The 24156-nt window shown below is 43.9% G+C and carries 21 protein-coding genes; 9 read left to right on the top strand and 12 right to left on the bottom strand.

The genetic code is table 11. The annotated features are described in order from the left end of the window. The first annotated feature begins 45 nt into the window (after positions 1 to 45). The 3 genes from Q0R52_RS12330 to Q0R52_RS12320 all read left to right on the top strand — a co-directional run bounded on the left by Q0R52_RS12330 (position 46) and on the right by Q0R52_RS12320 (position 2590). Complete coding sequence (locus Q0R52_RS12330; RefSeq protein ID WP_295794970.1) at positions 46 to 1359, top strand: NAD(P)/FAD-dependent oxidoreductase; 1314 nt, start codon at positions 46 to 48, stop codon at positions 1357 to 1359. A gap of 2 nt (positions 1360 to 1361) precedes the next feature. Continuing rightward, positions 1362 to 2222, top strand: coding sequence for a hydroxymethylglutaryl-CoA lyase (locus tag Q0R52_RS12325; RefSeq protein ID WP_295794969.1), 861 nt, complete (start codon positions 1362 to 1364; stop codon positions 2220 to 2222). Positions 2223 to 2287: 65 nt separating this feature from the next. Then, positions 2288 to 2590, top strand: coding sequence for a GIY-YIG nuclease family protein (locus Q0R52_RS12320; protein ID WP_295794968.1), 303 nt, complete (start codon positions 2288 to 2290; stop codon positions 2588 to 2590). An 81-nt stretch (positions 2591 to 2671) separates the two neighbouring features. On the opposite strand, the gene Q0R52_RS12315 is transcribed toward Q0R52_RS12320, so the two are convergent. The 3 genes from Q0R52_RS12315 to fbaA form a co-directional block, all read right to left on the bottom strand. After that, complete coding sequence (locus Q0R52_RS12315; protein WP_295794967.1) at positions 2672 to 3100, bottom strand: GNAT family N-acetyltransferase; 429 nt, start codon at positions 3098 to 3100, stop codon at positions 2672 to 2674. Beyond that, positions 3066 to 3563: a low affinity iron permease family protein gene (locus Q0R52_RS12310; RefSeq protein ID WP_295794966.1), complete on the bottom strand. Its 498-nt coding sequence runs from the start codon at positions 3561 to 3563 to the stop codon at positions 3066 to 3068. Before Q0R52_RS12310 ends, Q0R52_RS12315 begins: the two co-directional genes overlap by 35 nt. A gap of 141 nt (positions 3564 to 3704) precedes the next feature. Continuing rightward, positions 3705 to 4784 (bottom strand): class II fructose-bisphosphate aldolase, encoded by a 1080-nt coding sequence (gene fbaA, locus Q0R52_RS12305; protein ID WP_295794965.1) that lies wholly within the window; start codon positions 4782 to 4784, stop codon positions 3705 to 3707. A gap of 381 nt (positions 4785 to 5165) precedes the next feature. On the opposite strand from fbaA, the gene accD reads away from it, so the two are divergent. Next, a complete protein-coding gene (gene accD / locus Q0R52_RS12300; protein ID WP_295795062.1) occupies positions 5166 to 6011 on the top strand; it encodes an acetyl-CoA carboxylase, carboxyltransferase subunit beta in 846 nt (281 codons plus the stop codon). Positions 6012 to 6088: 77 nt separating this feature from the next. On the opposite strand, the gene Q0R52_RS12295 is transcribed toward accD, so the two are convergent. The 5 genes from Q0R52_RS12295 to glmM form a co-directional block, all read right to left on the bottom strand. After that, a complete protein-coding gene (locus Q0R52_RS12295) occupies positions 6089 to 9352 on the bottom strand; it encodes a S41 family peptidase (protein ID WP_295794964.1) in 3264 nt (1087 codons plus the stop codon). A gap of 210 nt (positions 9353 to 9562) precedes the next feature. Beyond that, positions 9563 to 9799, bottom strand: coding sequence for a hypothetical protein (locus Q0R52_RS12290; RefSeq protein ID WP_295794963.1), 237 nt, complete (start codon positions 9797 to 9799; stop codon positions 9563 to 9565). 96 nt (positions 9800 to 9895) lie between these two features. Beyond that, a complete protein-coding gene (locus Q0R52_RS12285) occupies positions 9896 to 10195 on the bottom strand; it encodes a hypothetical protein (protein ID WP_295794962.1) in 300 nt (99 codons plus the stop codon). A gap of 98 nt (positions 10196 to 10293) precedes the next feature. Continuing rightward, the gene (locus Q0R52_RS12280; protein ID WP_295794961.1) at positions 10294 to 11430 is read right to left on the bottom strand and encodes a cysteine desulfurase family protein; all 1137 of its coding nucleotides are present in this window, start codon (positions 11428 to 11430) and stop codon (positions 10294 to 10296) included. Between the two features lie 116 nt (positions 11431 to 11546). After that, positions 11547 to 12935 (bottom strand): phosphoglucosamine mutase, encoded by a 1389-nt coding sequence (gene glmM / locus Q0R52_RS12275; protein WP_295794960.1) that lies wholly within the window; start codon positions 12933 to 12935, stop codon positions 11547 to 11549. A 292-nt stretch (positions 12936 to 13227) separates the two neighbouring features. Between glmM and Q0R52_RS12270 the strand changes: the two genes are divergently transcribed. Both Q0R52_RS12270 and Q0R52_RS12265 read left to right on the top strand, forming a co-directional pair. Beyond that, a complete protein-coding gene (locus Q0R52_RS12270) occupies positions 13228 to 13800 on the top strand; it encodes a phosphatase PAP2 family protein (protein ID WP_295794959.1) in 573 nt (190 codons plus the stop codon). A 6-nt stretch (positions 13801 to 13806) separates the two neighbouring features. Beyond that, positions 13807 to 14193: a RidA family protein gene (locus Q0R52_RS12265; protein ID WP_295794958.1), complete on the top strand. Its 387-nt coding sequence runs from the start codon at positions 13807 to 13809 to the stop codon at positions 14191 to 14193. Between the two features lie 118 nt (positions 14194 to 14311). On the opposite strand, the gene Q0R52_RS12260 is transcribed toward Q0R52_RS12265, so the two are convergent. Both Q0R52_RS12260 and ychF read right to left on the bottom strand, forming a co-directional pair. Beyond that, the gene (locus tag Q0R52_RS12260) at positions 14312 to 17161 is read right to left on the bottom strand and encodes a glycoside hydrolase family 2 TIM barrel-domain containing protein (protein ID WP_295794957.1); all 2850 of its coding nucleotides are present in this window, start codon (positions 17159 to 17161) and stop codon (positions 14312 to 14314) included. Between the two features lie 33 nt (positions 17162 to 17194). Beyond that, a complete protein-coding gene (gene ychF / locus Q0R52_RS12255) occupies positions 17195 to 18298 on the bottom strand; it encodes a redox-regulated ATPase YchF (RefSeq protein WP_252791573.1) in 1104 nt (367 codons plus the stop codon). Positions 18299 to 18487: 189 nt separating this feature from the next. On the opposite strand from ychF, the gene mgtE reads away from it, so the two are divergent. Then, positions 18488 to 19879 carry a magnesium transporter gene (gene mgtE, locus Q0R52_RS12250; RefSeq protein WP_252791571.1) on the top strand — a complete coding sequence of 464 codons (1392 nt, stop codon included), beginning with the start codon at positions 18488 to 18490 and terminating at the stop codon, positions 19877 to 19879. Positions 19880 to 19954: 75 nt separating this feature from the next. Further along, positions 19955 to 20440: a DUF5362 family protein gene (locus Q0R52_RS12245; RefSeq protein WP_295794956.1), complete on the top strand. Its 486-nt coding sequence runs from the start codon at positions 19955 to 19957 to the stop codon at positions 20438 to 20440. A 78-nt stretch (positions 20441 to 20518) separates the two neighbouring features. Here Q0R52_RS12245 and Q0R52_RS12240 read toward each other — a convergent pair whose 3' ends face one another. Next, the gene (locus Q0R52_RS12240; protein ID WP_295794955.1) at positions 20519 to 20848 is read right to left on the bottom strand and encodes a DUF3276 family protein; all 330 of its coding nucleotides are present in this window, start codon (positions 20846 to 20848) and stop codon (positions 20519 to 20521) included. A 118-nt stretch (positions 20849 to 20966) separates the two neighbouring features. Beyond that, positions 20967 to 22754 (bottom strand): ABC transporter ATP-binding protein, encoded by a 1788-nt coding sequence (locus Q0R52_RS12235; RefSeq protein WP_295794954.1) that lies wholly within the window; start codon positions 22752 to 22754, stop codon positions 20967 to 20969. Between the two features lie 300 nt (positions 22755 to 23054). On the opposite strand from Q0R52_RS12235, the gene Q0R52_RS12230 reads away from it, so the two are divergent. Beyond that, on the top strand, positions 23055 to 24140 hold the full coding sequence (locus tag Q0R52_RS12230; protein WP_252791563.1) for a Glu/Leu/Phe/Val dehydrogenase: 1086 nt from the start codon (positions 23055 to 23057) through the stop codon (positions 24138 to 24140). The last annotated feature ends 16 nt before the right edge of the window (positions 24141 to 24156 follow it).

Raw genomic sequence — 24156 nt, 5'->3', positions numbered from 1 at the left:
TTGGGGCCTTTTTTGTTTCATTAAAAAGTTAAAAGTAGTTTCGCTATGGACACAAAGGATAAAGCAAAATTTCCGAAAGTAGTAATTGTAGGCGGCGGTTTTGGCGGCCTGCAGGTTGCGGGGAACCTGAAAGATAAACCGGTTGAGGTATTAATGCTGGATAAGCATAATTACCATACGTTTCAGCCACTGCTGTACCAGGTGGCCACCGGTAGTTTAGAGGCTGAATCAATTGCTTTTTCGCTGCGTAAGAATTTTTCGGGGCAAAAAAACTTTCGTTTTAGTATTGCCGAGGTATCAAAAGTAAATCCGGAAATGAATACCATAGAAACGTCCATTGGCGAAATTGAATATGATTATTTGGTAATTGCTACCGGCTCAACCACCAACTTTTTCGGTAATAAAGATATCGAAAAATTTGCCATGCCAATGAAATCGATACCCGAGGCATTGAACCTTCGTTACCTGATTTTGCAAAACCTGGAAGAAGCAACATTAGTGCCTACAAAGGCCGAAAAAGAGCCGCTGCTAACATTCGTACTGGTTGGCGCTGGCCCTACCGGTGTCGAGCTGGCAGGTGCGTTGGCCGAGATCCGCAACCACATCCTCTGCAAAGATTATCCCGAATTGAAAAAAGAGGATATGAAGGTTTACCTGGTTGATTTTTTACCAAAAGTGCTGGGGCCGTTTTCAGACGAAGCCTCAAAAAAAGCGCGGGAGTTTTTAACAGACATGGGCGTTGAGGTATTACTAAACGTAAAAGTTGAAAGCTACGATGGCGACGAGATAAAATTTGAGGGTGGTAAAACCATCCGAACCAAAAATGTAATATGGTCTGCCGGAGTTATGGGCGAGGTACCGGCGGGCATTAATAAAGATATTATAGAACGGGGAAACAGGATTAGGGTGGATAGCAGCTGTCGCGTAGCCGGCACGCAAAACATTTTTGCCATAGGTGATGTGGCTGCCATGATAACAGACGATACCCCAAAAGGCCATCCCGGTGTAGCACAGGTGGCTATTCAAATGGGTAAGTTTGTTGCCAAAACAATTATGCAAACCATTAACGGCGAGCCAACCGGAACTTTTAAGTATAACGACAAAGGCTCGCTGGCTACCATTGGCCGCAACAAAGCAGTAGCCGATTTAGGCAAGATAAAATTCCAGGGATTTTTTGCCTGGTTGGTTTGGATGTTTGTACATTTGATTTCGTTGTTAGGCTTCCGCAATAAAGTAATTGTATTTGTTAACTGGATTGGCAGCTACATTAGCTTTAACGGCGGCAACAGGCTTATTATCCGCCGTCTTAACAAAGAAACGCTGGCCGATAAAAGTCAACAAACAGCTAAAGCAGATTAACCTTGACAAATTCCCCAATAAAAATAACCGAATGCCCGCGCGACGCTATGCAGGGCCTGCACGACTTTATCCCGACCGATAAAAAAGCAGCCTATATTAATTTGCTGTTGCAGGTGGGTCTTGATACTATTGACTTCGGCAGCTTCGTCTCGCCCAAAGCCATACCGCAAATGCGTGATACAGCAGAATTGTTAGGTAAACTTGATTTAAGCAACAACCGGTCAAAGCTATTAGCCATTATAGCCAATTACCGGGGTGCTGAGGATGCAGTAAAACATCCCGAAATAACCTACCTGGGTTTTCCATTTTCTATTTCTGAAACTTTTCAACGGCGCAACACAAATTCGGGTATAGCAGAATCTTTTGAAACAGTAAAACGGATAAATGAATTGGGTGCTAACACTAACAAACAACTACTGGTATACCTTTCCATGGGCTTCGGAAACCCCTATGGCGACGAATGGAGCACAGCTATTATTGAAGATTGGGCCGGAAAAATGGTTAACGAAGGTATTAAGACAATTGCATTAGCCGATACCATCGGAGCCGCCAGCGCCGGGCAAATAACTGATATTTATCCGCTGCTTACCCGGCAGTTTCCTAATACTGAATTTGGCATCCACCTGCACTCTACGCCAAATACATGGCATGAAAAAATCGAAGCAGCCTACAAAAGTGGTTGCCGTCGTTTTGACACCACCATAAAAGGCTACGGAGGCTGCCCCATGGCTGCAGATGACCTTACAGGCAATATTGCAACTGAAAACCTAATTGGATACCTCCAGGCGCGAAATGAGCCCACAGGACTCGATATGGGCAAATTCAGGGAAGCAATGGAATATGCAGGGGGAATATTTATTTAACAAACAGCTGTCATCTCGAACGAGGAACGAGGAGAGATCTTATACAACATACAGTATGATGCTATATGTGGAACTATAATTTTTATGTGTACATAGTCACAAATGCCGACAAATCTGTATTATATGTAGGTGTAACCAACGACCTTAGCCGACGACTATACGAACACAAGGGAAACAAGGGTAAGCCGCATACATTTGCAGGCAAATATTATTGCTACAATCTTGTGTATTATGAACACTTCTCTCACATAGAATATGCAATAGCCAGGGAGAAGGAAATAAAAAAATGGCGACGCGAAAAAAAGGATTTGCTAGTTGAGTCGGTGAATCCGAATTGGAATTTTTTAAACGATGATGTTATAGACTGATGATGAGCGTAAACTTACACAGTTTGCGTGTCCCTTTTATAAGATTTCTCCTCGTTCCTCGTTCGAAATGACAAAAAGATTTTAGTGCTTTTTCACCATCTTATAATGCCGTATCCCCGCTTCTTCAAACTCCGGCCCTAGCTTTTCAAAACCAAATTTTTCATATAAGCTTACCGCTTGTATTTGGGCGTGCAGGTAAACATAGGTTACATCTTCGGGTAAATCGGCCAAAACCGTCTTAACCAGTTCCTGCCCTACCCCAAAGCCCCGAAATTTCTGAAGCACGGCAAAGCGCTCCAGCTTATAGCCTTTATCGGTTTTACGCCAGCGGGATGCGCCGGCGGGTTCGCCATTTACTTTTGCTAAAAAATGAGTGGATTCATCTTCAAATTCCCACTCCAGTTCGGGCGGGCAGTTTTGTTCGCCGACAAACACCTCGCGGCGAATGGCAAATACTATTTCAAGGTCATTCGGGTCAGTTACTTTGCTTGCTGTTATGGTTGCCTGCATTTATGTACGATTTTCGTTGCTTAACACTATTCAGCTTATTACTATTGTTTTCTTCAGCCGCATCAATTGAATGCGTGCAGGTAAGGTCATTTTCTTTTTCGGCTAATGTAGCTAATCGTACATAAAATTTATGCAATTGGTCCAATTCAATTTCGTTAAGATCCTCGATATTTACCATACGATTACTTGTACCCTGGTGCGAGGCTATCAGTTCATTTAATTTAAGGTGTATGGCTTTTGAGTCTTTGTTCTGTGATTTCTGGATTAAAAACACCATTAAAAAGGTAATAATTGTGGTACCGGTATTAATTATCAACTGCCAGGTATTTGAATACTGAAATACCGGCCCGGTAACAATCCATATCAATATGATGCTTGCTGCTATGATAAATGCAGCCGAACTGCCCGTGGCATTAGTTGCCCAGTTGGCAAAGCGTTCGAAGAAATTCTTTTTTTTGGCCATGATGTTCTGTTTTGATACAAAACAAAAAAAAGCGACAATGTTTTGTGGACATTATCGCTTTTTTATACAGTAGAAACACAATATCTGTGTCTCTATTTGTAATTGTATTCAAAGACGCAAGTATCGCGTCTCTACAAGTATTTACAATTTGCTATTTACGTCGATGCAATTCAAATCGCCGAACGCCTCAGTAAGCCTCTTAACGAAGCTTTCTTCGCCCTTGCGTAACCATACGCGCGGGTCGTAGTATTTTTTGTTTGGCGAATCTTCACCATCCGGACTACCAATCTGGCTTTGCAGGTATCCTTCTTTTGATTTGTAGTAATCTTTAATACCCTCCCAATATGCCCACTGCATATCGGTATCTATATTCATTTTAATGGCGCCGTACGAAATTGCTTCCCTTATTTCTTCCTGGCTCGAACCTGAACCACCATGGAATACAAAGTTGATCGGCTTTTCAGCTGTAAGGCCAAAATGTTTTTTAACATACTCCTGCGAGTTGTGTAAAATCACCGGCTGCAATTTAACGTTACCTGGTTTATAAACACCATGCACGTTACCAAAAGCAGCTGCAACGGTAAAACGCGGACTAACCTTTGATAGTTCTTCGTACGAGTAAGCAACGTCTTCAGGCTGGGTGTATAAGCGTGAGCTGTCAACATCAGAGTTGTCAACGCCGTCTTCTTCACCACCGGTTACGCCAAGCTCAATCTCAAGCGTCATACCCATTTTTGCCATGCGGGCAAGGTATTTGGCAGATATCTCGATATTTTCGTGTAAAGGCTCTTCAGATAAGTCCAACATATGCGATGAGAAAAGCGGTGTACCGGTTTCAGCAAAAAACTTCTCGCCGTGGTCCAACAATCCATCTATCCATGGTAAAAATTTCATGGCGGCATGGTCGGTATGCAATATTACAGCAATTCCGTAGTGCTCGGCTAATAAATGTACATGCTTTGCAGCAGATACAGCGCCAAGGATACAGGCCTGCAACTTCGAGTTATCAAGCGATTTGCCCGCATAAAACTGCGCCCCGCCGTTCGAAAGCTGGATAATAACCGGCGAGTTTACGGCTTTAGCTGTTTCCATAACAGCGTTAATAGTGTTGGTGCCGATTACGTTTACAGCGGGTAACGCAAATTGGTGTTTTTTGGCGGCTTCAAATAGCTCCTGCACCTGGTCTCCGTGCAATACGCCCTTGTAATTTTTTAAATCCATTTAACTTTTAATTGGGCCTCGAAGTTAGGCTTTTAGATAATAGTCTACAAAACAAATGGAATATTTTGCATTTTTTTGAATAAACAGTTGTTAATTATATATCTGTCAAAAACAGCCATTTAAAGGCTAATTAAATTTTGATTTTGGCAATGGGACCGCCCCTGACAGGATTGCGAAAGGGTGTTAACAGTGTTAACCTAAGTCGGGAAAAATTATCGGCAAGTTCTTAACTATCAATCAATTAGTCAAAAAAGCATATTAACCCGCTTTTTTGGCTAATCTTAAATATCACGTCTCAAATCTCATATCTCAAATCTAACCCCTCATATCTCAAAAAATATTTCGTTACTTTGCAGTCAATTGAAAGAGTTAGATATAGATATGGCCTGGTTTAAACGTGAAATCAAAGGGATAATTACGACCACTGAGGAAAAGAAGGAAGCCCCCGATGGAATCTGGAACAAATGCCCGCAATGTAAGAAGCCCCTCCACTACTCTGAACAGGTTGAAAACCAATATGTTTGTCACTACTGCGGTTATCACTTGCGCATAGGTTCAAAAGAATATTTCTCCATACTTTTTGACAATAACGAGTTCACTGAATTGTTCCCCGACCTGGTATCGGGCGACCCGCTGCACTTTGAGGATACTAAAAAGTATACCGACAGGCTGAAAGAGACCCGCGCAAAAACCGGGCTAAAAGACGCGATTCGTGCCGGAACAGGTAAAATGGGCGACCAACCCATAGTTATTGCCTGCATGGATTTTAACTTCATAGGTGGCTCGATGGGCTCGGTAGTGGGTGAAAAAATTGCCCGCTCTATCGATTATAGTATCGAGCATAAAATTCCATTCCTGATGATTTCGAAATCAGGTGGTGCAAGGATGATGGAAGCTGCATTTTCATTAATGCAGATGGCTAAAACATCGGCAAAACTTGCGTTACTGTCACAGGCTAAAATACCTTACATATCATTACTGACAGACCCAACTACGGGTGGTGTTACAGCGTCGTATGCGATGCTGGGCGATATTAATATTGCCGAGCCTGGTTCGCTGATTGGCTTTGCCGGTCCGCGGGTTATAAAGGAAACCATTAAAAAAGACTTGCCAAAAGGTTTCCAGACTGCTGAATTTGTGCAGGAACACGGATTCCTTGACTTCATCGTCGACCGCAGGGAAATGAAAGAGAGACTTTCTTCTTTCATGAAAATGATGAGCAACTGAGCTAAAAGCTTTCAACATATAATAAAACAGGCCCCGATGTTAGTTGGGGCCTGCTTTGTTTTGACACAACGCCGATTTCAATTTTTAATTTTTACCGGGAATGGTGGCCTCACCGGGTCAACCTGCGGGTTTTCTTTCAATTGTTTTAAAGCAACTTCAATAGCTTTTTCCAATTGTGGGTCTCTGCCGGCAATAACATCAGCAGGCGTTTGCTCCACTTCGATATCAGGGGCAACACCGACATTTTCAACTATAAAACCGTCTTTGGTCCAGATACCTACGTTAGGCGCAGTAACAGTGCCTCCGTCAATAAATTCAGGAAAGCCCAAAATACCAACAAGACCGCCCCATGTACGTTTGCCAACCAGGGTGCCTACCTTAAACTTACGGAACATCCACGGCAGCATATCACCACCCGAGCCGGCTGTTTCGTCGGTTATCATCACTTTTGGCCCTTGTATGGATGCCGAAGGCGATTTCAGATCCAAACCGTACCGCATGTGCCAGTTGGCCTGGTAGGGGTTCAATAACAGGTTGATGTAATAATCGGCCAGGCTGCCGCCGCCGTTAAAGCGTTCATCAACGATAATGGCTTTGCGGTTTGCCTGCGGATAAAAATACCGCTTAAAATAATCATGTCCTTCATTCGCAGTGTTAGGCACATACACATAGGCTACCTGCCCGTTGGTTGCTTCGGTAACTTTACGCAGGTTACCTTCTACCCAGTCGCGGTTGCGAAGTGCGTATTCGTTATCAACCGGCACTACTTTAACTACCCGCGATGCTGTATTATTGGTATTAGGTCCCACAGTCAACTCCACTATCTTGCCGGCCGTATTTTCAAAATAGCTGTAAATATTTTCAGTTCCCTTAACCTCTACCCCATTTACCGCTAATAAGTATTCACCTGCTTTTACGTTTACGCCCGGCTCGGTAAGCGGCGAGCGCATATTAGGGTTCCAGTTAAGGCCGCCGTAAATCTTTTTAAACTGGTATTTATCATTCACAACGATATAATCCGCGCCAAGCAAACCGCCACTTACAGGCTTTGACGTGAACATCCGGTCGCCGCCATTTGTTATAAAGTGGTGCCCCACGGACAGTTCGCTAAACATCCACTGAAACACACTATTCAAGTCGCTACGACAGGACAGATCAGCTAAAAAAACCGCATATTTCTTTTTGATGGCCAGCCAGTTGACGCCATGCATCCCGGGATCGTAAAAATAATCACGGTTAACGCGCCAGGCTTCATCAAACATGTTTGCCCATTCGGCTGGAGGGTCTATTTTTACCTGCACATCGCTCATGTTAACCATTCCCTTTCCAGGTTCAGGCTTTTCGCCGGCAGCAGCTACAAAATAGGTATTATCCTTACTGTAAAGCATTTTTTTTCCATCGGAGCTGAGCCCGTACCCATTCAAGTCCAAAACCTCGCTATCACTACGCTTCTTGAAATCAAATTTATGCAGGGTGCCCGCCCCTTCATCCGGGTAGCTCACATACAATACATTACCACTATTGTCAACAGATAGCTGCGAATAATTGCCGGCCTTAACCGGGAGATCAACGATCCTGTTCTGAAGGCCCTCCCAGTCAATCCTAATATCTTTGTTCTCGATAGCGGGCTTAGTGTTTTTATCATCCGGTTTTGTTTCCTTTTTGTCCTCCGCCTTTGCTGTTTCTTCGTCATTCTCCTTAGCAAAGGGCGAAACGGTTTCCTTTTGCAGCGTAACCAGGTAAATAGAAGCAGTTTTATGAAAATCGATATTTGACTGATCGAACCAGTTGACCACCGGCCCGGCATCTGTTGATGAAAAAAAGTAAAGGAATTTGCCGGCCCTGTCAAATGTGGGTTCTGAAGCATCGCTTAAACCGTCGGTAACCGGGAAGGATTTTTGCTGTGCCAGGGAGTAAATATATGACCGTTTAAATTGTGTGGCGGTAATTTTATCATAAGCGATCCATTTGCTATCCGGCGACCAGTTTGCTGACATATCGCGAAATGGACCCGGCGTATATAATTCATCAGAATCAACTTTGATAATGGTGCCGGATGCCACATCCAGCAAATACAGGCTTCGGCTGTTGTCGGTAAAGTTCAGCTTTTTACTGTCAGGCGACCACTTAATACTTGAGTAAAATCCGGCGCCATCCAATTTAATTACGCGCGGTTCGGCTTTGCCGTCTTGTTGCCTAATATACAATTGGTATTCGCCCATAGCATCTGAAAAATACGCGATAGATCTTCCATCAGGCGACCATGCCGGAAATTTTTCATGCGCACCGGTGGTTTGAGTCAGATTATGATAATCGCCTTTATCCGCAGGCACGGTAATAATGTCGCCCCTGTAATCAAAAGCCACGCGCGAACCCGAAGGAGAAAGATCGGCCGAGCGGATATAACCGACATTTTTAACATAACGTTGCCGTAGTTCCAGCAGGTCGGCAGCTATGCCTATGGTTAATTTGCCGGCTTTTCCATTTGCCGGATCAAAGACGTGCAAATATCCGGACTGTTCAAATATCAATTTCCCATCACCGCCGCTGGCATACAGTATCGGAAAATTGGTATAAGAAGTTAGTTGCTTGATTTCCTTTGAAGCAATATCATAGCTAAAGAGATTGAATTCGCCATTCCGGTCGCTTCTAAAATATATCTTACCGCCCAGCCAGACAGGCTGTGTATCATTACAACCACCTTCGGGCTGTGGTATTTTTACTACCGATTTATCGGCAAATGAAAAAAGCATAATATTTGTTATTGCTCCCCCACGGTAGTGCTTCCATTGTTTAAAAAGATCAGGGATTGGCGTATAGGCCATCCATTTACCATCGGGCGAGAAGGTTGCATGGTACGCGTTGGGAATTTCGAGCTTGGTTTCGGCCCCACCGCTTACCGGCACTGTGTAGAGCTGGGCATACCGGTTTGTAAAAGTTGAACGCTGGGATGCAAAAAGTACCGATTTCCCATCAGGCGTAAAACCGCGTACCTGATCGGGCCCCGGGTGCCAGGTAAGGCGCTTTGGAACACCGCCCTCTGCCGGGATAATAAAAACATCGGTATTGCCATCGTATTGCGCACTAAAGGCGATCCACTTGCCGTCAGGCGAAAAATACGGGCTCGACTCAACGCCCTCATCAACAGTAAGCCGTTTTGGTTGTGAACCGTCGGTATTAGCTATCCAGAGGTCCTCTGCATAAACAAAAGCAATATGATTACCACTAATGGCCGGCTGCGTGAGCATTCGGGTGTCCCTGGTATCAATGGCCCGGGCAGTAAAAGGAATAGTTAAAAATGCAGACAGAGCTACTTTGAAGAGAAAATTGAGAGACTTCATGATGGCAAGGCTTTAACGTAAACTGTGAATGCAGTTTACACCATGAAGATATACAATTTAACAGACAAATTGCAAGAGCGCCTTATGCCAATTAAAGTGGCAAAATAAAAGTAACTGCAATCGGTAAATGGTTCGGATAACTATCTGCCCTGTACCGTCTACAGTTGCTGCTTCGCGCCTTTTAATGACATGTTTAAATGAGTGGCTTTTCTATTTAAAAACGCCCGCATTTTGACTGGTATCGCCATCAGCATCTTTGCTGTCTAAATCCCAGTTTGGGCCTTCCGGTTCATCGCCGCCCTCTCCTTTGTAGGTTTTTGCGTCCTGGTCGCCTTTGTTTATTTCTGCTGCGTATTCACCGTTTGCATTCGCAAAAGGTTTTGTAGGATTATCCATATCGGCTTCTTCCTTTTCCCTGGTTTTCGGATCCTGATTATCAGTTATCATAACTTTTATTTTTATTGGTTAAAACAACAAAAAGGCTATCAATACCGATAACCTTTTTGTTGTAAATACTGATTTTGTTGTTAGAAATTGGGAGATTTATATCCCTTCGGTGCCGGGCTCGTGGCCAACCATCCTGCCGGTTGTGCGGCCATGGTTACTTGGCTTAAAGTCGGTGGTAGCATTACCTACTGAAGGGAACTCTTTATGGTTTGGCGGGGTAACGTCATTTTGTTCGCTATACGAAGCGTCGCCGCCGTCTTGCTGTTGCTCCTGCTCTGCCTGTGGCGAGTAGCCGGATTGCTCATGTTCTGATTGTTTTTTTTCAGGAATTTCATTCGGGTTACCTTGACCCGGGCGTTCCTGCTCTTTTCCGTAATTTTTATTATCTGAATCCATGGTAGTGTTAATTTGTAATTAAATAAACCCAACAATTGTGCCATGTTGATTTATAAATCATCAAATAAAATACCCCGAACGAAAATTCAGTATAAAAATCAGGCGTTAACCAAACACAGCTCGCGGACTTTGGCTACAGTAAAATCAACCTCGTCCTTAGTGCTATATTTTGAAAATGAGAATCTTACAGATGGCCTTGACGGGCTTGCACCGATAGCAGTTAACACATGCGAACCAATATCACTGCCCGAGCTGCATGCGCTGCCGCCCGATGCCGAGATGCCGGCAATGTCCAGATTAAACAACAGCATGTCGGCCATTTCCATTTCGGGGAACTGCACGTTCAATACTGTGTACAAGCTTTTAGCCGGGTCGGTTTCGCCATTAAAGCTAATGCCGGGAATGCTTTCTGTCAGCTGGTTCATCATGTAGGTTTTAAGGCCCTGTACATGCTGCTGGTGCTGCTCCATTTCGGCGTAGGCAATTTCGAGGGCCTTGGCAAGGCCTACAATGCCGTAGATATTTTCGGTACCGCCGCGCATGTTGCGTTCCTGCGCGCCACCGTATATTAAAGGTTTTATTTTTATGCGATGGTTTACGTGTAAAAAGCCTACCCCCTTCGGGCCATGCAATTTGTGACCGGCACAAACCAGGAAATGCGCTTTCAACTTACTTAAATCGTGCGTATAATGTCCCATTGTCTGTACGGTATCGCAGTGATAAATGGCGTTATAAGCCTCACAAAGGTCGCCTACGCGCTCCATGTCAGACAGTGTGCCGATTTCATTATTGGCGTGCATCAGCGATACAAAACTGCGGTCGTTAGCCTTCAATAAAGTCTCCAGGTGGTCGTAATCAAGGTTGCCCTTGCTGTCTACATCAACAAAACTCAGTTTTATAGTGCCAGCTTTTTCAAGAGCTTCCATGGTGTGTAATACGGCATGGTGCTCCAGGCGGGTGGTAATGGCGTGTTTAATGTTGTGATCGTTTATACCGCAACGGATGGCAGTATTATCAGCTTCGGTACCACTCGAGGTAAAGAATATTTCAGCCGGCGAAGTATGCAGCAAGTTTGCAATGGTTTTACGCGACCTTTCAATTAAAGTACGGGCCTCGCGGCCGTGGGCGTGTATGGAGGATGGATTACCGTAGGTGTTCTCCATAACTTTATACATTTCTTTTAATACTTCAGGATCAAGCGGCGTGGTGGCAGCATTATCTAAATAAACGCGCATGTAGCAATTAGTGAATTGGTGATTTAGTGAATTAGTGATTTGTCCCCTCATTAATCCACTTAAACTATTATCTGTCTTCTTTCGGACTTCCGGACTTTTCCGACTTTCGGACTAACTTAACTCAGTTTTAAAATTTCATTTATATCGGCTATTATCTTATTGGCTATATTATTAGCCACCGTTTCGGAATCTGCTTCCGAATAAATACGGATAATAGGCTCGGTGTTTGATTTGCGCAAATGTACCCATTCTTTGTCAAATTCTATTTTCAGGCCATCAATTGTGCTGTGAGGTTGTTTTTTGTATTTTTCTTCAACCTTTAACAACAGTGCATCAATATCCATCCCTGGTGTAAGGGTAATTTTATTTTTCGAGATATAATAACCCGGATAAGTACTGCGCAGTTGCGACACTGATTTACCAAATTTAGCCAGGTGGGTTAAAAATAAAGCTATGCCAACTAAAGCATCCCTTCCGTAGTGCAAATCCGGGTAAATTACCCCGCCATTGCCTTCACCGCCTATTACCGCATTAACTTCCTTCATCTTGTTAACCACGTTCACCTCGCCTACTGCAGCCGCGTGATATTCGCCGCCTGCATTTTCAGTAACATCGCGCAATGCGCGGGTCGATGACAGGTTTGATACGGTATTGCCTTTTTTGTTTTTCAATACATAGTCAGCAACCGCTACCAGTGTATATTCCTCGCCAAAAACATTACCGTCCTCGCTTACAAAGCAAAGGCGGTCAACATCCGGATCAACGGCTATCCCTAAATCGGCGCGTTTGTTTACCACTTCTTTTGACAGCGCCACCAGGTTTTCAGGCAGCGGCTCGGGGTTGTGCGGGAAATTACCATCAGGCTCGCAGTACAACTCGAAAATTGTTTTTACGCCAAGTGCCTTTAACAAAGCAGGCACAAATATGCCGCCCGTTGAGTTAACGCAATCAATAGCTATTTTAAAATTGGCTTTGGTGATGGCTTCAACATCCACCAATGGCAAGGCCAGCACTTTATCAATATGTTTTTGCAGGTAGCTGTCGTCAAGGGTAAGCTTGCCCAAATCGTTTACATCAGCAAACTTAAAATCGCTATTTTCGGCAATTTCGAGCACTTCTTTGCCATCGGCATCGCTAATGAATTCGCCATCGGCATTCAGCAGTTTAAGTGCGTTCCATTGTTTGGGGTTATGACTGGCAGTTAAAATAATGCCACCGGCAGCTTTTTCATCGGGTACTGCAACTTCCACAGTTGGGGTTGTCGAAAGGCCGATATCAACCACATCGATACCCAAACCTTGCAGCGTACCAATCACCAGGCTGTTCACCATGCTACCTGATATACGTGCATCGCGGCCGATAACAATCTTTTTGATACCGCTTTTGCTAACAGCCCAGCTGCCGTAAGCAGCTGTAAATTTTACAATATCTAACGGGGTTAAACCCTCGCCCACCGCACCGCCTATGGTGCCTCTTATTCCCGAAATTGATTTTATTAATGTCAAAGCGTAAATATTATTGTGGCGCAAAAATAAGATATTTAACCAAAGCAATAATAAAAATCGCATAGTTTTAAGCCCCGGCTATTTAATTATATTTACCGCGTCGTTAACAGAGTCAAGATCCAAGAACCAAGAATCAAGATAAAAAGCAAAATATTAGAATTTTATACTGAGTAAAAAGGTGGTCCGCCAAAGCATTGCCTTTTCGATGAATTTGCATATTATTTAGTTTCTTTCTTGATTCTTGACTCTTGTATCTTAACTCTTGATTCAAAACATAAACCATAACTAACCCATGCCCGATTTCCTTATTCAGTTCGACCGGCATCTTTTTTATTTTATAAACCACGACCTGGCTAATCCATTTTTTGACCTGGTTATGCCCTGGTTTCGCAATCCGAAATTCTGGATACCGCTGTACTTGTTTATTATTGGCTTTTGTATTTACAAGTATAAAAAGCAGGGCATCATCATCATCATACTGTTAGCTCTTGCGGCCGGATTTGCCGATTTTACCAGCGCCAGCATCGTAAAACAATTGGTTAAGCGCGACCGCCCCTGCCGCGATGTAGTGGTTTCGAAAACGGATATTGTCCGCATAAACTGCGGCACGGGTTATAGCTTCCCCTCAACCCATGCCACTGATCATTTTGCCATGGCTTTTTTCCTCATCACGCTGTTTCATAAAAAATGGCGATGGATTTGGCTCTGGGCGATATTATGGGCCGGCACCATTTGTTTTGCGCAGGTGTATGTGGGGGTGCATTTTCCAATAGATGTTATTTGTGGCGCGCTTTATGGCGTTTTAGTGGGTTGGTTGTTTTCTTTATTGTTTAAGAAGATGCAACCCGCGTTTGATTTAAAATAGAGTAACATGCCCGTTATAAAACACAATCCCGAAGGCGTATTTCCGCCATATAGCAGCTACAGCCATGCCGTTGAAGTAAAAGGCGATTCGAGCTTATTGATAATAAGCGGGTTAAACGGCTATTTGGCCGACGGGAAAACCATGCCCGATAGTTTTGAAGAACAGGGCGAAATTATCTGGCAGCATATTGGTACTATTCTGAAATCAGCAGGGATGGGCTATGAAAACGTTATTTCCATCCGCACTTATTTGGCCGACCCATCGTACGATGAGGTCAATGTACAATTGCGGATGAAATATATGGGCGACAATAAACCGGCATCAACCGTTATCTGTTGCCAACTCCTCGAACCAAAATGGAAGCTGGAAGTTGAGGCGATGGCGGCTAAATAGAGCCGGATTTCGCTGTTTAATGAGACACGTGAACTTGTGCATAAGCACCGGCGGGGGCGTTCCATTTTTCACAGCGGAACACCCGGAACGCTGTGAAACACACTGATTATCAGTCGTATCATTTTCCACCATTGGCTAAATCCACCGTTTTCTCTTTCAAATTCCACCCGTTAATACTAACAACAGGCACATTTTTAAATTTACCGGCATCATAATTTATAGTGACCGTTTTGTGCTCACCGGGTAATACCGACACATAATTATCGCTATAAAACACCGGCAACAGGCGGTTGCCACTTTGCGCATCAACTAATGACAGGCGGTTAAAAAATGCTACCGGTGCATTCGCCGGGTTGTTTAGGGTTACTTCTACTGTTCCTGGCGCGGTTTGTTTTGCAACTGTTTCTAATTGTGATGGTGCTATCTTTTTAAGGCCGGAATAAACACCTTTTTCATCGGGTAGCCAGTACAGGTTATCGCTTACAATGTTTTTGTTTACATCAGTTAAACGCAGCGAAAGAAAAACGCCTTCCTTTTTGGCAAGGTTATCAATACCCTCTTTCATCGGGATAAAACCTTTGACGGATTGCGGCTGTATTTCTTCAAAAACCTGGGTAATCAGGCGTTCTTTGCCTTGCATATCATAGGTTTTAACCGAGAGCATTAAATCGCGGCGGGTAGTGAAGGTATTATTTACGATGGTAACCATGCCATCAAGCGGATTATACATTACGTGCAGTGGTTCGCTGCCGCTGTGGAGGCCATAGAGGCAGGCATTGGGATCGAGATAGTAATCATACATCTGCCCGCGCATAGCTGTCCACGGGTTTTGTGTTTTCCAGATGATTACGCCGGTGTACCAATCCCACATCCGGTTGCTGAAGCCTTCCATCAGCGCGCGGTACTGGTTATAGTTAACCAGCTGTGCCTTCGCCGCAAAATCTTTAGCATCGGTTGCTTTGCCGTAAGGCTCGATAGATGCATCGTAGCCTATATACTTATGGTAATCCCAAACAGAATCGACTTTTGATTTTTTCTTATTATCAGCATAAAACTCCGGAGCAACCAGGTTGCCGGTAGGTATAAAGCGTTTTAACGATTCAAAATCATTGATGCCCACCGAGCCAATCTCGGAGTTAAACGGAAAAGTGTGTACCTTCCAGAATGCCGAATCAGGCTGGATTCCATACGGACCATCGCCATTGCCGCCAAGTGTATTGAGCGACATTTTATCAGAATTTGAATATTCAACAAACCAGCGGGTGTTATCTAATTTCGGTAAAATGGTATCGCGAACTGCCAGCAGTATATCTTCAGGCGGGGTTATCTCGTTACCACCGCACCAAATAGCCAGCGACGGATGGTTACGCACCAGCTTTATTTGGTCAATAAGCGATTGTACATACAGTTTATGGTCATCCGGGTATTTGCGGCGAACCCATTGGTCGTCTTTTTTCATTGGGTCCATCCAGCGGCCATTGGCATCGCCCGATATCCAAAAATCCTGGAAAACCAGCAGGCCATACTCGTCGCAGGCGTTGTAAAATTCCGGCCGCTCCACCAACGCCCCACCCCAAACACGGATAAGGTTAAGGTTCATATCGCGGTGAAAACGCACCTCAGCATTATACCGCGCATCCGAAAAGCGCAGCATGGCATCGGATATGATCCAGTTTCCGCCTTTTATAAATATTTTTTGGCCGTTAACCAATACCTGCCTGCTTTTGGTTTGTTCGTTCCAACTGGTTTGTATTTCCCTTACCCCAACGTTTACATCTGTTTTATCAGAAATTTTGTTGCCGATATTGAATTGGATGGAGCTTTTATACAGGTTTTGTTTCCCATAGCCATTTGGCCACCATAACTTAGGATTGTTTAAAACCAAATCGCCCAGGCTAACTTCTAATGACGAATTGGGTTTCAAAACCACATTTTTCACCACACGCTGCCCATCGATATTAAACTGTAATACACCGCTTACCGCTTTACCTGTTGGGTTGGTTAAAGTTGCCGATGATTTAATTATTGCAGGCTGTTGTTTACCCTCTACCTGCCTTACGCCCGGCACAACGGTTATTACATGCGGATCGGTAATTCTTACAGCCCCGGTAGTCTCGATGGTTACTTTATCCCAAATGCCGGTGTTGCGGTCGCGCATGGGTTGTATCCAATCCCAGCCAGCGGTGTATTGCAGTCCCACATTTTTGGCGATCTGCCCGTCGCCGCCCTGGCCGCCATTGGCGTTGCCAACCGGGTCTGGCGGATAAACCAATACAGCCAGGCGGTTTCTGCCCGTTTTGTTTATTAACCCTGTTATATTATAAGTCTGCCGCAAAAACATACCGAAGTGTGTTTGCTTATTTACCTTTTTACCGTTTAAATAAACCTCGCAGCTATAATTAACGCCCCTTAAATTCAGATAAACCTGGTTGTTGCCGGTTGCCGCAGCCTGCGTGAAATCTTTAACAAACCAATAGGTGTAATAATCGCGGCCGGTATCAAAAATATCTTTTATGCGGGCGTTGTTCATCCCCCAAAAAGGATCGGGCACCAGTTTATTATTCAACAGCGTAGTTAATACAGTACCAGGAACTGTGGCGGGCAGCCAGTTGTCAATTTGGTAATCAGTATTTGAAATCTTCAGTCCATCAGCTTTTACATCGCTGATTTTTTGGCATTTCCATCCCTGGTTTAGCTCGAAACTGGTTTGTGCAGATGCCTGTAAAAACGGGAACAATAAAAGGATAAAAACAGAAACGTTTTTTGCGTAGAATTTAAAAGCGGCCATAGGTAGTTTTAATAGCCGTAAAGGTAAAAAAATATGGTGTATGTTTAAATGCGCGATCTCAATTCCGTTTTCGCGCAGGGCGATGCCCTGCGCTGACGTATTGAACCCTTTCAGGGTTCTAAAATTTAAGTAACGTATTACAAATTCCCCGAAGGGGATATATACACCAGCGATGGGCATCGCCCATCGTTATGCGCCATAATTTATTGAACGTTACACATTAAACCTAAAATGCATGATATCGCCGTCCTGCACAATATAGGTTTTGCCTTCGATACCCATCTTGCCATTTTCTTTGATGGTAGCCTCAACACCGTTGAATTTCACAAAGTCTTCAAACTTAATCACCTCGGCGCGGATAAACCCTTTTTCAAAATCGGTATGTATTACGCCGGCTGCCTGCGGGGCGGTAAAGCCTTTGGTAATTGTCCAGGCACGTACTTCCTGTACACCAGCGGTAAAGTAGGTTGCCAGGTTAAGCAGTTTGTAGGCAGCCTTTATCAGCTTGTTTACGCCCGATTCGGTTAAACCCAAATCGTCCAAAAACATCTGGCGCTCTTCGTAGGTTTCCAGCTGCGAAATTTCCGATTCAATTTGTGCCGATATGATCAGCACCTCGGCATTTTCTTCCTTAACGGCTGCTTTAACACGTTCAACATAAGCATTACCGGTATTAACTGAAGCTTCGTCAACGTTGCAAACATACATTACCGGTTTGGCAGTTAACAGCCAAATATCTTCAATATATTCTTTGTCCTCTTCGGCCACCGGCGCAGTGCGGGCAGATTTGCCTGACAATAAATGGTTTTTATAAACGGTCAGCACATCAAAGGTTTTTTTCGCTTCTTTGTCGCCGCCGGTTTTGGCCATTTTTTCAACCTTCTGGATTTTCTTTTCTATGGAATCCAAATCTTTCAGTTGCAATTCTGTGTCGATGATTTCCTTATCGCGTATCGGATCGACAGAACCATCAACGTGTATCACATTATCGTTATCAAAGCAACGTAAAACGTGAATGATGGCATTGGTTGAGCGAATGTTGGCTAAAAACTGGTTGCCCAGGCCTTCGCCTTTGCTGGCGCCTTTAACAAGGCCAGCTATATCAACAATCTCGATAACATTGGGCACCACATTTTTAGGATTAACTATTTCGGTAAGCTTGGTAAGGCGCTCATCCGGAACGGTTATTACGCCTACATTCGGCTCGATAGTGCAAAAAGGAAAGTTAGCCGCCTGCGCTTTAGCATTCGACAAGCAATTAAAAAGAGTTGATTTACCCACATTCGGCAAACCTACTATACCACATTGAAGTCCCATATTTTTATTTAGAATCAAAAGTCAAGGCCCAAGAATCAAGAAAAAAAGTCTTGACTCTTGATTCTTGATTCCTGGCTCTAACAAAGCCGCAAAGATAACAGAAAAAGTTGCCCGGTTTTTGAAAAAATAAACGACTTTTGCGGCGGCACAAAATGAGGCGAAAATAAATATGTAAAAGGAGGTTTTTTTATGGAAGAGATGGTTGACCAAATAAATGTATTGTTGGAAAATGAAGACAAGGCCCAGCTGCAGGAATATTTGAACAGCCTGAATATATCGGACGTTGAAGAGCTGATAGGTGAACTTCCTGAAAATGGCCCATTATTTATCGAAACACTGTCGCTAAACCGCGCAGTAAATGTTTTCCGTATCCTTGATTTCCCTACGCAGGAGCGTATTATAAAAAAACTCTCAGGCGAAAGAGTAGCCGGGCTGATAAACGAATTGCCCCCGGACGACCGCACTTCGCTCTTCGCCGAATTGCATGGCGACGCTGTTCAGAAGCTTATCCTGCACTTATCTCCCGCCGACCGCAAAGAAGCGTTATCGCTTTTAGGCTATGAGGAAGATTCTGTAGGCAGGTTGATGACGCCTGACTATATCGCCGTAAAAAAAGAATGGGATGTGGAGCGCGTACTATCGCACATCAGGCGCTATGGTAAAAACTCCGAAACGATTGATGTTATTTATGTGATTGATAAAGGCGGGGTTTTGCTGGACGATATAAGGATACGCGAAATACTGTTGGTAAAACCTGAAACCAAGATTACCGACCTGATGGACGGTCGCCTGATATCATTAAGCGCAAGCGATCCGCAGGAAGATGCCATTAATGTTTTCAGGATGAACAACCGTACGGCGCTACCCGTCGTTGATTCGCAAAACATACTGTTAGGGATTGTTACAGTTGACGATATTTTGTGGATAGCCAACGAAGAATATACCGAAGACATTCAGAAAATTGGTGGTACCGAGGCTTTGGACGAGCCTTACCTGGATATTAACCTTTTCAGACTGGTAAAAAAGCGGGTAGGCTGGCTGATCATCCTTTTTTTAAGCGAGATGCTGACGTCAACCGCTATGCAGTATTTTAACGATGAGATTGCCGTAGTAATACAGCTTACATTTTTTATTCCGCTGATTATGTCGAGCGGTGGAAACAGCGGTTCGCAGGCATCGACACTTATTATACAGGCCATGGCCCTTGGCGAGGTTACCATTGCAGACTGGTGGCGGGTAATGCGCCGCGAAATACTTTCGGGCCTCATGTTGGGCGCCATACTGGGCACTATAGGCTTTTTACGTATTGAAGTATGGGCCTCATTCAGCAAAATTTACGGGCCACACTCGTTATTAATTGCGTTTACTGTGGGCATTTCGTTAGTTGGTATAGTACTCTGGGGTTCGCTGGCGGGCTCGATGCTACCAATATTGATGAAGCGTTTAAAACTCGACCCTGCAACGTCGTCGGCCCCATTTGTGGCCACCCTGGTTGACGTTACCGGGCTAATTATCTATTTTTCTATTGCTTCGTTGATAATGCACGACATATTAATACATCACATAGCGCATCACAAATAATTTTCGACGCGTGTTGTTTAGTTATTGATAGTTTTTAACTTTAGTGTAATCTAAAACTCTAAAACAATTCAATAAATGGAAACAACAGAAAATTTTGTGGACCCGGGCGCAGGGCTGGTTTTAACACCTGAAGCGCAAACTTATCTCCGCGAATCAGGCAAATGGGCTAATTTCCTGGGGATAGTTGGCTTTGTATTATGCGGCTTTATAGTGATTGGCGCATTATTTGCCGGCGCAATGATGGCTACAATGGCGAAGTTGGCCCCTGCAAATGGCCCTGCAGGCATATTGGCAAGTATGGGCGGCGGGTTTATTGCGGTAATTTACTTGCTAATTGCCCTGGTTTACTTTTTCTTCTCTCTTTACTTGTACCAGTTTGGCAGCAAAATTAAAAAAGGTGTAATGTTTGGCGATACCGACCAGGTAACAATCGCCTTCGGCAAATTAAAATCGTTCTTTAAGCTTTGGGGTATACTTACTATAGTTATTCTTTGCCTGTATGCACTGATGATTATCGGTGTTATAATATTTGGCGTAGCAGCGTCATCAATGGCACGATAACATAGGCCAAATTAAAAACCCCTGCTTGTTTCACAGGCAGGGGTTTAAAAATGGTTAGTTTAGTTAGTTTGTTTCTTTTTATATCTCGAACGAGAAGTCCTCATCGGCTGTTTTAGTAACTTCCTGGGCTTCGCTGTATTCGTAGCGTTTTTCAACTACTTCCTGGTTAGCTTTAATATACTCAATAGTATCCTTCAAGCCGTCCGCAAATTTTTCAAAATCTTCTTTATATAAAAAAATCTTGTGCTTAATAAAAACGCCGTCCTCTAACCGTTTTTTGCTTTCGGTTATAGTAACATAATAATCGTTTGAACGGGTCGCCTTTACGTCAAAAAAATAAGTCCGCTTCCCCGCCCTTACCTTCTTTGAATAAACCTCTTCACGCTCTCTGTTTTCAAAATCTCCCATAATATTAAATATCGTAACTAGTTTTGGTTGGCATAAATATAAATAATTTTTCAAAGAGCAAGTATTTATTCCAACATTATTAAGCTTTTGTTGAAATTATTTGAATTTTCAACACATTTCAGGCACTTTCTTCTTCTTCAAGCAGTTGTTTTTCGTACAATTCGAAATAAGTGCCCTTCTGCTCCATCAGGTAATTGTGGGTGCCCTGTTCAATTATTTCGCCGTTATCCATTACCAAAATTTTATCTGCATTTTTTATGGTCGATATCCGGTGGGCAATTATAATGCTGGTTTTTCCCAGCATATTCCGGCCCAAATTGCTCAATATTTCTTCCTCGGTCCGGGTATCAACCGCCGACAGGCAATCATCAAAAATCAGTATTTGCGGGTGCTTAACTATCGCCCGGGCAATCGAAACGCGCTGCTTTTGCCCTCCCGAAAGTGTTACTCCCCGCTCCCCTATCAACGTTTCAAAGCCATGCTCCAATTCCATAATATTTGCATACACGGCAGCGTCTTTTGCGGCCTGGCTTACCTTGTCCATCTCAAGTACATCGGCACTAAAGGCAATATTGTTGGCAATGGTGTCTGAAAACAGGAATACTTCCTGCGGCACAAAGCCAATTTGCGAACGGTAGCCTTCCAAATTGAGGCCGGTTATTGGCTGCCGGTCAATCAAAATCTCACCGCTGGTTGTATCATACATCCGCATTATTAAATTGGCTATGGTTGATTTACCCGAACCCGTACGGCCGATAATAGCAATCATCTCGCCGGGATTAGCGGTAAACGATACATTTTTTAGCGCTTGTATACCTGTATCGGGGTAAACGAACGATACATTATTAAAGGCAATATGCCCGGCTACCGGCACTTTTGCAACATTTGGCGAAATAATTTCGGACTGCTGGCTTAGAAACTCATTTATCCTTTTTTGCGAAGCGGCTGCCCGCTGAATCAAAGATGTTACCCAACCCAGCGCAATAACCGGGAACGACAACATATTAAGATAAACAATAAACTCAGCAATATTACCGGGTGTGATGTTACCCTTCATTACTTCAACGCCGCCCACATACATAGTAATAACATTGCTTAGCCCAACCAGCAGCAGCATAACGGGGTAAAACATGGCCTGTACTTTAACCAGTTCCATTGAGTGGGTTTTGTAGTCCTCGCTCTCGGCTGCAAACTTCTGTTTCACATTCCTTTCGCGCACGTATGATTTGATGACCCTGATACCCGAAAAATTCTCCTGCACAAAACTGGAAAGTGCAGATAAGCGCTGCTGTATTTTTTCGCTGCGGTAGTTAATGGTATTGTTTACATAATATATTATAACGGCGAGGATAGGCAATGGCAGCACCGACCAAATTGCCAGCGATACATTCACCGTGAGCATTACATAAATAGCCATAATAAACAGCACCACGGTATTAATGGTGTACATAATGCCCGGCCCAAGATACATGCGCACGCGGCTTACATCCTCAGTTACACGGTTCATCAGGTCGCCGGTGTTATGGCGGCGGTAAAAGGCAAGTGATAGTTTTTGGTAGTGGTGATAGATCTCGTTTTTAAGATCGAACTCAATATGCCGCGACATCAGGATAATGGTTTGCCGCATAAAAAACAGGAATAGCCCCCGTAATAGTGCTAAAACCAGTACCAGTGCACCAAAAAGCAACAAGCTTGAGCCAAAGATCTGGTAAATAAGTCCCTGTCGGTTAAAACCGGAAAACAAGCGGTACATGGCAATATTTTCAGTAACCAAATCAAGCGCCTGTGCAATAACCTTTGCCGGCAGGATGCCAAAAATATTTGAAATGATAACAAACAGCACGCCCGGGATAAGGTGCCAGCGGTATTTAACGAAGAATTTATTGAGGTATGCGAGGTCTTTCATAAGAAGAAAGTCCGAAAGTCCGGAAAGTCCGGAAAGTCGGAAAAGACCAAAAGTAGGATATTGCATTTAAATATTCAATACGCTGGCAGGTAAAGCCGGAAAGATTACAATCTGTCCAAACTATAAGCATAAAACTCAGAATTAAGCTACTTTCCGTCTTTCCCGACTTTTCGGACTTCCGACTTCAGACTTCCGGACTTCCGACTTTCCAGTCTCCCCCAACAAAAAATTTGCGTCTATAAAAAAAACCTCTACTTTTGTCCGGAGCCCTAACAAAAATAATTTACTTTGTCGCTACTGATGCCAAATTCAAACCCCAGTGAATCAATTTTTAGCCAGCTCGAGGCTTACGGGCACAAGAAAGTTGTTTTTTGCAGCGACCCGGATACCGGCTTAAAAGCAATCATCGCCATTCATGATACCACGCTGGGTCCTGCCCTGGGCGGAACGCGCATGTGGGCCTATAAAACCGAAGCTGATGCTTTGTACGATGTGTTGCGCCTTTCAAAAAGCATGACCTACAAATCTGCCATTGCAGGTCTTAACCTGGGTGGTGGCAAGGCTGTTATTATTGGCGATTCAAGAAAAGATAAATCGGAAGCGTTGCTGCGCAAATTCGGCCGCTTTATAAAAAACCTCAACGGCGAATTTATTACAGCCGAAGATGTGGGCACCAACCCGCGCGATATGGAGTACATCCGTATGGAAACGCAACACGTTATGGGTGTACCAGAGACCATTGGCGGTAGCGGCGACCCGTCCCCTATTACTGCGCTTGGCGTTTTTATGGGGATAAAAGCCTGTGTGAAGGAACTTTACGGTGTTGATACCCTAACCGGTAAATCGGTAATTGTTCAGGGAATTGGCCAGGTAGGCGAAAACCTGGTAAAGCTGCTGCGCGACGAAAACGCCAAGGTTTTCATCAGCGATATTAACGAGGAGCGCCTGGGCCAGGTGTCAAAAAAATATAATGCCGAGGCTGTTTCAAATCATAAGATTTTCGATATCGACGCCGATATTTACGCACCGTGTGCACTGGGGGCAACCATTAATACCGAAACCATCGAAAAACTTAAATGCGCCATTGTCGCCGGCTCGGCCAATAACCAGCTGCAAGATGAAAGCATTCATGGGCAAATGCTGCTTGACAAAGGCATTTTGTTTGCACCCGATTACGTAATAAATGCCGGCGGAATTATCAACTGTTACTCGGAGCTGATGGGCTTTAGCAAGAAAAGGACCATGCAGCTTACCGAAAATATTTATGAAGCTACGCGCAATGTTTTAAAACTTTCGAAAGCCGAAAGTATTTCTACCATAGAGGCGGCAAACAAAATTGCTGAAAAACGCATTGCAGATATAAAAAAAGTGAAATCAACCTATTAAAATTCAACAGAATTCC

This window comes from Mucilaginibacter sp., assembly GCF_025359345.1.
GTDB lineage: Bacteria > Bacteroidota > Bacteroidia > Sphingobacteriales > Sphingobacteriaceae > Mucilaginibacter.
Note: the sequence above shows the minus strand (reverse complement) of the source record. Positions and strands in the feature narration are given on the sequence as shown.